Below are 10,786 nucleotides of genomic sequence, written 5' to 3'. Positions count from 1 at the left end.
GCAGCCGGCGCAGCGAGGCGATGGTAGCGGCGCCGAAAACGAGGGCTGCCAGGTTGTAGATCAGGGGCGCATGGACATTCGAAAACAGCGTGGCGAACCAGGCGACCAGCCGTTGCGCTACCACCAGATAGCCAGCGCAGGGCTGGAACAACGGCGGCAACGAGCGATCGTACTGCTGCGCGAAGAAGATGACGCCGTCCTCGGCCCAGAACTGCGGCAGCGTCAGCGCGTCGGGCGCGCGCAGCGCGAGCACGACGGCGGCGAGGCTGAAGGCCAGCAGGAAGCCGGGAATCTCTGCGTCTTCGTTGGCTCGCGCGAATGTCGTGGCGGGTAGTGGGCGAGCCGTCATGTACGCTCCAGCACGATGTGCGCATAGCGCGGATCGCAATAGCTTTCACGCACGGCATCGGCGAACGGTGTCTGGGTCACGCCGAACACGGCCTGCGTATCGACGCCGGTGAACTCATCGCCGGCGGTCAGCGCATCGAGCTGTGCTGCGGTGAACGGCGGTCGGCTGCTGAACAGCGCATAGGTCTTGAGCAGCGTCTTGAAAACCCCGTACGGGATATGCACGACCGGCGTGCGCAGTCCCTTTGCGCGCCTGATCGTGTGGATGATGTCGACATAGTCGATGCGCGTGTCGCCGCAGATATCGTAGATCGCGCCGGGTGGCTGGGTCTCGATGCATTTGACGATGCAGCGGCAGAAATCGCGCTCGTACAGCGGCTGGCGCATGTAGCGGCCATGGCCCGGAATCGGAAACACCGGCACCTTCGCCATGAAGCGCGACAGCCAGCCCAGGTGCTTGGGATCGAACCAGCCGAACATCAGCGTCGGCCGCAGCACGCAGTGGGGAAGGCCGCTGTCGACGACGAGCTTTTCCTGCGCCTTCTTGGTGTTGGTGTAGTCGTCGACGGCGACCGAATTGACGACCGAGGAACTGATGTGCACGAGGTACGGCACGGCGTGCTGGCGGCAGGCATCCAGCACCTGCCGCGTCGCCTGCTCGTTGTTGCGCACGAATTCGTCGGGGAACTTGCCGGTGATCTGCGCGTGCAGCTGCACCACACAGGCCGCGCCGGAGAAACTGCCGCTCCAGGTGCCGGGCTCGGCGAGGTCGGCCTCGATGGTCTGCACATCCGGATGCAGCTCGCGCAGGATCGCAAGATTGTGCGCGTGCTTGTCGATGGCGACGAGATTGGAATAGCCCTGCGCCTTCAGCTCGACGAAGAGGTTCTGGCCGACGAGTCCGGCGGCGCCGGTCAGCACGAGCTTGTCGGTTTTCGCCGGCGTCACAGCTTCACCCGCTTGAACACGAACTCCGGCACGTTGCGGATGATCAGCATGATCAGGCTCCAGAACCATGGCAGGTAGACCACGCTGCGGCCCTTTTCGATGGCCTTGACGATGCCTTGCGCGATGGCGTCGGGCTTGGCCCAGAGCGCGCCCTTCGGAAAATCTTTCGTCATCGGCGTATCGACGAAACCGGGCTTGATCGTCAGCACGTTGACGCCGGATTTCTGCAGGCGTTGGCGCAGCCCGGAAAGAAACGCGCTGACGGCGGCCTTGGCCGAGCCGTAGACGTAGTTCGACATGCGGCCGCGGTCGCCGGCGACGGAGGAGATCACGGCGATGCTGCCAAAACCCTGCTCGGCGAAGCGGTTCGCGATCGGTGTCAGCAAGGCCATGACGCTGAGCGCGTTGATGTCGTATTCGCGCCGCAGCGCATCGACCGACGCTTCGCATTCGGCCTGGTCCGACAGCGTGCCGTGCGCGATCAGAACGGTGTCGAGTCCGCCGAGTTCGCGCTCGGCCAGCGCGATCACGTCGGCGTGGGCGGCGTAGTCGGTGACCTCGAGCGTCGCCGTTGCCGTGCGCACGGCGCCGCGTACGCCCAGGTCCGCCGCGATCGTCGCGAGCCGCGCCGCGTCGCGCCCGACCAGACACAACGCGTCGCCGCGCGCGGCGAACAGTCGGGCGGTGGCTTCGGCGATGGCCGAGGTCGCGCCGACGATGAGGATTCTGCGCATGGTCTACTCCGTTACGCGGCGCCAGAAGCCCGAGGAAAACCGCGGGTCCAGGTAGGGCTGCAGCGTGGTCCAGGCCGGGAAATAGTCACGGAAGCGCGCTCCGGCGAGGCGCGCGTCCTTTGCGGCGTAGACCGCGCCGCCCGCGGCCGCGACCACGTCGTCCAGCGCATCGAGCAGCGCGAACGTGGCCGGACCGTCGTTGGGGAAGTCCAGCGCCAGGGTGGCGCCGGGCCGCGGGAACGAGAGGATACCAGCGGACCGGCGTTCACCGAATACCTTGAGCACGGCGAGAAACGAGCCGCTGCCGCTGGCGGCGATGCGCGCGAGCAGTTCGGTCAGCGCGGCTTCCGCCTGTGTAGGTGGCAGTACGCATTGGTACTGCAGAAAACCACGCGGACCGTAGAGGCGGTTCCAGCCGCCGATCGCGTCGAGCGGGTAGAAGTACGGCTCGTAGTGGGTCAGCGCATGCTGCACGCGGCCGCGCAGGCGGTGGTAGTACAACGCGTTGAAGGCGCGCAGGCTCAGGCTGTTGATCAGCGACAACGGCGGCGTCAGAGGAACCGCGAGGCGGCGCTTCGACGGCCGCGGCCCGTCGCCGGCCGGCGCATGGTTGGCGCGTATGAAATGGCCGCGACCGGCGGCGCTGCCGCGCGCGGCGCAGTCGATCCAGGCCACGGTGTATGCGTAGTCGCGTTCGGAGGCTGCGGACAGCGCGAAGAATTCCGCCAGGCTCCCGAAGCGGTGGGTCTCACTGTTGAGCCACGGGCCGCGCACGCGCTGCAGGCGCAGTTCGGCCCACGTGATCAGGCCGGTAAGGCCGAGGCCGGCGACGGTCGCGGCGAACCAGTCGGCGTTTTCCGTCGCGCTGCACCAGCGCCGGCTGCCGTCGCTGCGCAGCAGCTCGAAGCCGTTGACGTGCTCGCTGAAGCAGCCGGCGACGTGATGATTCTTTCCGTGCACGTCATTGGCGATCGCGCCGCCGACGGTGACATATTTGGTTCCCGGCGTGACCGGCAGGAACCAGCCCTGGCTCACGACGAGGTCGAGGATCTCGCCGAGCAGCACGCCGGCCTCGCAGCGCAGGACGCCCCGCTCCGCGTCGAACGCGATGAAGCGGTCCAGTCCGCGCGTGCACAGCAGCGTACCGCCGTCGTTGAGGCAGGAATCGCCGTAGCTGCGGCCGTTGCCGTGGGGCAACGCAGTGCCGTCGAATGGCGGCAACGCCGCGTCACGATCGCGCACCGTGAGGAGGCGCTGCACGCGTGGCTGCGGATAACGGCCCCACGAAGTGCCTGTCATGCTCAGATCGCCCCGGCGACGACGATCGCGCAGAGCGCCAGGATCACTCGGCTGACGCGGTCGACCAGGGCGAACACGACCGGATCGTCGTGCATCTGGCCGCGATGTGCGATCAGCCAGACCCGGCTGATCCAGTACAGCAGCAGGGGGCACAGCAGCCACAGCACCTGCTGGTTGCGATACAGCGCCTCGCTCGCGGTGCTGTTGATGTACAGCGCGAGCACCAGCACGCTCATGTAGCCGCTGGCACCGCCGAGCGACTGGATCAGCGGGATGTCCTCGACCGAATAGCCGCGGCCGCTCGCCTCGGCCTTGCCGCTGCCGAGCAGGCTGCGCAGCTCCGTATAGCGCTTGAGCATCGCCAGGCTCAGGAACAGGAACATCGAGAACGCGAGCAGCCAGAACGACAGGCCGCCGCCGATCACCACGGCGCCGCCGATGATGCGCACGGTATACAGGGCGGCCAGGATCACCACGTCGAGCATGACGATGCGTTTGAGGCGCAGCGAGTAGGCCAGGGTCAGCCCGTAATAGCACGCGAGCACGCCGGCGAACGGCAGCGAGATCCACAGCGCCAGCGCGAGTCCGGCCAGCGCGAGCAGCGGCGCGGCCAGCAGTCCCTGCCACAGCGGCAGCGTGCCGGCGGCGAATGGTCGCAGGCGCTTGCGCGGGTGGCGCCGGTCGGCGTCGAGGTCGAGCAAGTCGTTGAGCAGGTAGACGCCGGAAGCACACAGACCGAAGGCGAGGAACGCGAGCACGCAGTGCAGCGTCGTCGTGGTTTCCAGCACCCGGTGCGAGGTGAACAAGGGCAGAAAGACCAGCAGGTTCTTGAGCCACTGGTGCAGGCGCAGCGCCTTGAGCCAGGTGCGCAGGCCGCCACGCGACGGCTCGAACACGCGTTCCACTTCGCAGCATTCGCTGGCGGCGCGGGCCAGGCCGCTGTCGGCGTTGACCACGACCGCCCGGCGCGCATGTTTCCAGATGTGCAGATCGCGGTATTCGTTGCCGGCGTAGTCGAAGCCGCGTTCGCCGTAGCGTTCGCGCAGGGCTTCGCCCTTGTGGCGACCGGCGAGGTTGCGTTCGCCGTCGCTGGCCATCACCGCGTCGAACAGGCCCAGATGGTCGGCCACGCCGCGCGCGAGCGCGGCATCGGAGGCGGTGCAGAGCACCTGCGGCCGCTGGCCCTGTTGTTCCCGCAGCCACTCCACGACGCGTTCGTCATAGGGCAGCGTGGCCGGATCGACCTCGGCGCGCCGCGCTATCTCGCGCTTGAGATGTGCCCGACCGCGCGCGAGCCAGAGCGCGAACGCGAACAGATAAAACGGGTTGCGCCGCAACAGGCTCAGGGCCGACTCGAACAGCAGGTCCGAGCGGATCAGGGTGCCGTCGAGATCGACGCAAAGCGGAATCGGTTGGGCAGACATCCACGAACTCTGGGTATCGATGATCGGCGCCGGCAGGCGCCGGTGGCAAAGCAGCGCAGTTTACACCGCCCGCCCACGGCAGGCCGGCATTGGGGGATTGTCGCGTCCGCCTCGTCTCCCATCGCGTGGACGCGGCGTGTACGGCGAAGCCACCGTCCATCAGCAAAACCGTCACAGCACCGCACGGAAATTGCCCAACGCCCCGAACTGCGAACCCGTGGACAGTTTACCCACCGCCACCCCATTAGCCTCGGCGCCGCATTTCGAACGTCCAGAAAGCCAAAACTGAGTATCCGGTGGCTCTTGCTTCTGGAGCCCCCTTTAGTAAAGGGGGCGGCCAAACGCGTAGCGTTTGGCCAGGGTTGTGGAGATCTGGTGGTCGGCCCAAGTGCCAAGGCGCTGCAGTGTTCGAAGGAGTTTCCGGAAGGGCAGGGTGCTCTGGTCAGGACGACCGCGCGGGCCCGATGCGTCCCCCCTGTCGCATCGGGCTCGATCTTTCCGTGCAGGTCCGCTAGCGCATTGCCCGCACACGCGCTTCTCCGGTAGGGTCGGCGTTTTATCCACCCTCGCCGCGGGATCCGCATGAGCCACGTCTCCGATACCGCCGCCGGATCCGCTCCGCGCGGACTCGCCCTGCATACGCGCATCCTGATCGGCTTTCTGGTCGGCATCGTCGCCGGCGTGCTGTGCTATGCCTTTGCCGGCAGCGACAGCGTCTGGCTCGCCAACACGGTCACCTACGTCACCCAGCCCATCGGCCAGATCTTCCTGCGCCTGCTGCTGATGCTGGTGATCCCGCTGCTGTTCTCGGCGTTGGTACTCGGCGTGGCCGAGATGGGCGATCTGCGTTCGCTCGGCCGCGTGGGCTGGAAAACGCTGGTCTATACGGTCTTCGTGTCCGGCATTGCCGTAATCATCGGCCTCGTTCTGGTCAACCTGCTGCAGCCCGGCATCGGCCTCGATGAGACGACGCGCGCGACCTTGCTCGCCGACAGCGCCGACAAGGCCAAGAGCATCACCGCGCAGGCGGCCCCGCCGTCGGGCATCGACATGGTCGTGCAGATCGTGCCCGACAACATCATTCGCGCCGCCTCGGGCGGCGACATGATCGGCATCATGTTCTTCGCTCTGATGTTCGGCATCGCCATGGTGCTGACGCCCACACCCGGCGTCGCGCGCGTCAAGGAATTCATCCAGGGCATCTACGACATCTCGATGACGCTGATCGACCGCGTCATCCGGCTCGCGCCGTATGCGGTGGCCTGCCTGCTGTTCACCCTGACCGCGAAGCTCGGCTGGCAGGTGCTGTTCCTGCTCGGCAAGTACGTCGGCGTGGTCCTGCTCGCGCTGGCGATCCACCAGTTCGTGGTCTATTCCGCGATCGTGAAGGTTTTCGGCGGCATGAGTCCGTTGCGCTTCTTCCGCAGCGTCGAGGAAGCCATGCTGACCGCGTTCTCGACCGCGTCGTCGTCGGCGACCTTGCCGACCTCGCTCAAGGTCGCCGAGGAAAACCTGCGCCTGCCGCCGCGCATCGCGCGTTTCGTGCTGACTGTGGGGGCGACCGCGAACCAGAACGGCACGGCGCTGTTCGAAGGCGTAACCGTGCTGTTCCTCGCGCAGTTCTTCGGCGTCGAGCTCACGATCGCCCAGCAGTTCGTCGTGCTCGGTGTCTGCATCCTCGGCGGCGTCGGCACCGCCGGCGTGCCGGCCGGTTCCATCCCGGTGATCATGATGATCCTCGCCATGGTCAACGTGCCGCCCGAAGGCATCGGCCTGATTCTCGGCGTCAACCACTTGCTCGACATGTCGCGCACGACGCTCAACGTGACCGGCGATCTCGTCGCCACCGTCGTGGTCTCGCGCGGCGAGCCGGAGTCGCCGCCGCCCGGCTGATGCGCACGGTGGAAGTAACCGCCGGCAGCGCGCCAGAGCGCTTGCTCTCCATCGCGTGGATGGGAAAACCAGGGTATAGGGAAGGGAATGGTGCTCGGCATATCGGTGCTGATACTCGCTGCTGCCACGGCTTCGAATCCTCGTGAGGTCGTTTCGATCCGTTGCGCCATGGCTGTCGCAAGAGTGGTCGCTTATCGGCGTTCGATGAATCAAGCGGTCGGCGAGCAGGAGGCTGCTTCGGGCGATACGGCGGACCCTGACGACGCGCGGTGCGTCCAATCGAGAAAAGATCCGGGAAGAACGTTCGTCTCGATGCCGAGCGCCAGGCCCCTGGTCTACGAGCACGGTCCTGCCTATGCCGTCGACGCTTCAGGTGATATCCGGGTGTTGCGTGACATACCCTGTGACGAGGCCGAGCCGCACGTTTGCGAGTGATGGGTCGGCTGCGGCTGCGGTGGCAACGGTGTGGCCGGTCCCGCGCCCATCGCGAGGTCAGTGACAGCGGATCGCCCCGAGCGGCGCGAGGTACACCGGTCTGACCCTGGCGCGGACCTGAGCCACGCGCGGTACTTCCGTTGGCGACGGACTCGGCCATACCCCGCGACACAGCCTGTAACGTTCGGGCACAATCCGGGCGTCCAGTCCCCGGTTCTCTCATGTCCGACGTCGGCGATGTAACCCAATTGCTGCAGGCCTGGCGCGGCGGCGACCGCCTCGCGCTGGAGCGGCTGATGCCGCGGCTGTACGACACCCTGCGCGAGATGGCGTCGGTGCGGCTGCGGCGCGAAGGTGCGCAGCAGACCCTGGAGCCGACCGCGCTCGTGCACGAGGCGCTGGTGCGGCTGCTCGGCGCCGATACCGACTGGCAGAACCGCGCGCATTTCCTTGCGCTCGCGGCCATGCACATGCGGTCGGTGCTCGTCGATCAGGCACGTTCGCGTCTGTCGGCCAAGCGCGGCGGCGACATCGTCGTCGTCACGCTCAGCCATGCGGAAGCCTCCGAAGGCCAGCGCATCGAACTGGACCTGATCGCGTTGGATCAGGCCTTGAACCAGCTCCACGACGAGGACCAGCGCGTCGCGCGCATCGTCGAGATGAGTTACTTCGCCGGCATGGAACGCGAGGAGATCGCGGCCGTGGTCGGCATCTCCGTGCCGACCGTGGATCGCGACCTGCGCTTTGCGCGGGCCTGGCTCAATCGCGTCCTGAGCTGACGCGGCCATGGCCACCGGTTCGCGCTTCGCGCAGCTGCGACGGCTATTCGAGGAGGTCTGCGACCTTGCGCCCGAAGCGCGCCTCGCGCATCTGCGGCAGAGCGGGGAAAGCACGGATGTCGTCGCCGAAGTCGAGGCGCTGATCCTCGCGGAGACGCGCGGGCTGCACCGCGTCGTGACGCCGGTCGCGGCGATCCTCGCGCAGTTGCCCGAAACCGAGCTGGGTCTCGACGATCGCGTCGGCGCCTACCGGCTCGTGGAAAAGCTCGCGAGCGGCGGGATGGGCACGGTATACCGCGCCGAACGCGCCGATGGCCACTTCGAGCAGCAGGCAGCGATCAAGCTGCTGCGCGGCATACCGACCGAGGATGCGCTGTCGCTGCTGGCGGCGGAACGCCAGATCCTCGCCGGCCTGCAGCATCCGCACATCGCGCGCCTGCTCGACGGCGGTGCGACGCCGGGCGGCCAGCCCTACCTTGTGATGGAATACGTCGAGGGCATCGCGATTGATCGCTGGTGCGCCGAGCACGGCCTGCGCCTGAAGGCGCGGCTGCGGCTGTTCCGCAACGTCTGTCGCGCCGTTGCGTTCGCGCACCAGCGCCTGATCGTGCATTGCGATCTGAAGCCCTCGAACGTGCTGGTGCGCGCCGACGGTGCGCCGGTGCTGCTCGATTTCGGCATCGCGCGAGCGCTGGACCGCACGAGCACGCGGCCCGGCGATGCGTACTACACGCCGGGCTATGCCAGTCCCGAGCAGATGGCGGGTGCGCCGGTCAGCGTGGTCAGCGACGTGTACTCGCTGGGCCTGATCCTGTTCGAGCTGGTCAGCGGCCGCAAGGCGCGGCTGGACGCGAACGACCGCACGGTCACGCTGCTGTCGCGCGGACAGCGTCGCGCGAGCGAACTGGCCGGCGAGCAGTGCACCTGGCGTCGCGAGCTGCACGGTGACATCGACGCCATCATCCAGCGGGCGACCTCGCAGCATCCCGGCCTGCGCTATGCGTCGGCCGATGCGCTCGCGACCGATATCGAACGGCATCTCGACAAGAAGCCGGTGCATGCGCGCGCGCCGACCTTGCGCTACCGCCTGGGCCGCCTGGCGCGGCGGCGCTGGCCCCTGTTCACGGCCGGAGCGGCGATCGTAATCATGGCGGCGGGCTTCAGCTGGAGCCTGATCAACGAGCGCGACCGGGCACTCGCCGCGGAACGGGAGGCGCGCGGTCAGCGCGACCGTGCGCTCGTGGCGGAACGTCAGGCGCTGAGTCAGGCCGAAACCGCGAAGCAGGTCAGCGCGTTCCTGATTTCGATCTTCGAGTTCGCAAATCCGGAGAAAAACACCAAGCAGCGCGACGTGCGCGCCCGCGACATGCTCGAGGAAGGCACGCGCAAACTTGCAGCCAGCCTGAACGACCGGCCCGACGTCAAGGGCCGTCTGCTCGGCGTGCTGGCGCGGGCGTGGGACCAGGCCGGCGAGCCCAAGCGATCGATGGAGCTGTATCGCGACAGCATCGCGCAATGGCAGCGGGCCGGTGCGTCGTTCGATGCCGAGCGCGCGCGCATGCTGGCCGATCTCGCGGTGATGGAGACGAACAACGGACGCAAGTTCGACGCGGAAAAGACCGCCCAGGAAGCGCTGGCCCTGCGCGAAGCCGCGACGCCGCCCGACGAATCGGAGCTGGCGGACTCGTGGAACACGCTGGGCCTCGTGGTGCGCGGGATCGGCGGCCGCGATGCCGAAGCCGAGAGCTATCTCAAGCGCGCGCTGGAAGTGCGCCAGCAAACGGGCGGCAACACGCTGGCGGTGATGCACAACCTGGCCGGCGTCTACGCCAACCAGGGCAAGCTCGACGAAGCGATCGCGATGCACGAGCAGGTCCTGGCCGCCAAACGCACGCTCTACGGCACCGATGAACATCCGTCCGTGCTGCACAGCCTGGACGGCTATGCGCGCGCGCTCGCGGGCAAGAAGCGCTACGACGAGGCAATCGCGATGCAGCAGCAGGCGCTGGCGCTGCGGTTGCGCATCGCTGGCAGCGAGGGTGACGGCGTTGCGGTGAGCTACACCGACCTGGGCTGGGTGTTGCAGGATGCCGGCCGCTACGCCGAAGCGATCCAGGCACTGCGCGAATCGCTGCGCCTGCGCCGGACCGATCCGAACACCGTGCCCTCCAATCTGGTGCTGGCGTTGAACAATCTCGGCGTGGCGCTGGAGGAAACCGGCGACCTGGCCGCAGCCGAGCCGCTGCTGCGTGAGTCGCTGCGCGTACGGCGGCAGATATTTCCCGACGACGACGTGGCTGTGCTGCGCGGCGAGCACAACCTCGCGCGTTTGCTGCTACGTCGTGGATTTGTGGAAGAAGCGCGGCCGCTGGTGGAGCATTCGCTGGCCGGCCGCCGCGCGCGGCTCAGCGCGACACATATCGATCTCGGCCGCTCGCTGCTGCTGCGGGTCGAATTGCTGCGTCGCGAAGGCAAGCTGGGCGACGCCGAAGCCGCGTTGGCGGAACTCGACGCGGCGCAGGTGCAGGCGGACAACAGCCTGCGTGGACAGCGCGAGCGCGAGCGCGCGCGGCTGGCCGTGGCGCGGGGCCGGTCCGACGCGGCGCTGGCCGCCTTTCGTGCCGAGTACGCGCTGTTCGTCGAGCACTACGGCGAACGCCATCCGCTGACTGCGGCGGCGGCGCTGGACCTCGCCGAGGCGCTTCGGACTGGCGGCGACGCAGCGGCGGCGAAAGCGTTGGTCGATGCCAACGCGGCGCCGATCGAACAGACGTTCACGGCAGGCTCGACCGAGCGGCGCCGGCTGAAGGCGTTGCGCGTCCGCTCGTAACGGGCGAACAGGCGCCGACACGCCAGCGAGCCGCGCTGCGGCGTGACGATCCGGCGCCGGCCCGGCCGGTCTCGCGCGGCACCGTAGCAGGTCATG

The 10,786-nt window shown here is 67.7% G+C and carries 8 protein-coding genes and 1 pseudogene; 4 read left to right on the top strand and 5 right to left on the bottom strand.

Annotation, left to right across the window (positions count from 1 at the left end; all coding sequences use genetic code 11):
- From RUU78_RS08330 to RUU78_RS08310, 5 genes and pseudogenes are all read right to left on the bottom strand, one after another.
- A pseudogene (locus tag RUU78_RS08330) lies at window positions 1-349 on the bottom strand (hypothetical protein); the annotation flags it as partial.
- Entirely contained in the window at window positions 346-1,296 is a 951-nt protein-coding gene (locus RUU78_RS08325; RefSeq protein ID WP_313915510.1) for an NAD-dependent epimerase/dehydratase family protein, read from the bottom strand. The gene RUU78_RS08325 and the pseudogene RUU78_RS08330, both read right to left, overlap by 4 nt.
- On the bottom strand, window positions 1,293-2,030 hold the full coding sequence (locus RUU78_RS08320) for an SDR family oxidoreductase (protein ID WP_313915508.1): 738 nt from the start codon (window positions 2,028-2,030) through the stop codon (window positions 1,293-1,295). The genes RUU78_RS08325 and RUU78_RS08320 overlap by 4 nt, the downstream gene beginning before the upstream one ends.
- A 3-nt stretch (window positions 2,031-2,033) precedes the next feature.
- Window positions 2,034-3,329 carry an FAD-binding oxidoreductase gene (locus RUU78_RS08315; RefSeq protein WP_313915506.1) on the bottom strand — a complete coding sequence of 432 codons (1,296 nt, stop codon included), beginning with the start codon at window positions 3,327-3,329 and terminating at the stop codon, window positions 2,034-2,036.
- Between the two features lie 2 nt (window positions 3,330-3,331).
- Window positions 3,332-4,753, bottom strand: a complete 1,422-nt coding sequence (locus tag RUU78_RS08310) for a UbiA family prenyltransferase (RefSeq protein WP_313915504.1) — start codon at window positions 4,751-4,753, stop codon at window positions 3,332-3,334.
- A 582-nt stretch (window positions 4,754-5,335) separates the two neighbouring features.
- On the opposite strand from RUU78_RS08310, the gene RUU78_RS08305 reads away from it, so the two are divergent.
- The 4 genes from RUU78_RS08305 to RUU78_RS08290 all read left to right on the top strand — a co-directional run bounded on the left by RUU78_RS08305 (window position 5,336) and on the right by RUU78_RS08290 (window position 10,690).
- On the top strand, window positions 5,336-6,646 hold the full coding sequence (locus tag RUU78_RS08305; RefSeq protein WP_313915502.1) for a dicarboxylate/amino acid:cation symporter: 1,311 nt from the start codon (window positions 5,336-5,338) through the stop codon (window positions 6,644-6,646).
- 87 nt (window positions 6,647-6,733) lie between these two features.
- Window positions 6,734-7,081 (top strand): hypothetical protein, encoded by a 348-nt coding sequence (locus tag RUU78_RS08300; protein ID WP_313915499.1) that lies wholly within the window; start codon window positions 6,734-6,736, stop codon window positions 7,079-7,081.
- Between the two features lie 221 nt (window positions 7,082-7,302).
- A complete protein-coding gene (locus tag RUU78_RS08295; protein ID WP_313915497.1) occupies window positions 7,303-7,860 on the top strand; it encodes an ECF-type sigma factor in 558 nt (185 codons plus the stop codon).
- A gap of 7 nt (window positions 7,861-7,867) precedes the next feature.
- Complete coding sequence (locus tag RUU78_RS08290) at window positions 7,868-10,690, top strand: serine/threonine-protein kinase (protein WP_313915495.1); 2,823 nt, start codon at window positions 7,868-7,870, stop codon at window positions 10,688-10,690.
- Window positions 10,691-10,786 lie beyond the last annotated feature (96 nt).

The organism is Tahibacter sp. (assembly GCF_032229445.1).
Lineage (GTDB): Bacteria > Pseudomonadota > Gammaproteobacteria > Xanthomonadales > Rhodanobacteraceae > Tahibacter.
The sequence above is the reverse complement of the archived record's forward strand: the minus strand, read 5'-3'. Positions and strand labels throughout refer to the sequence as shown.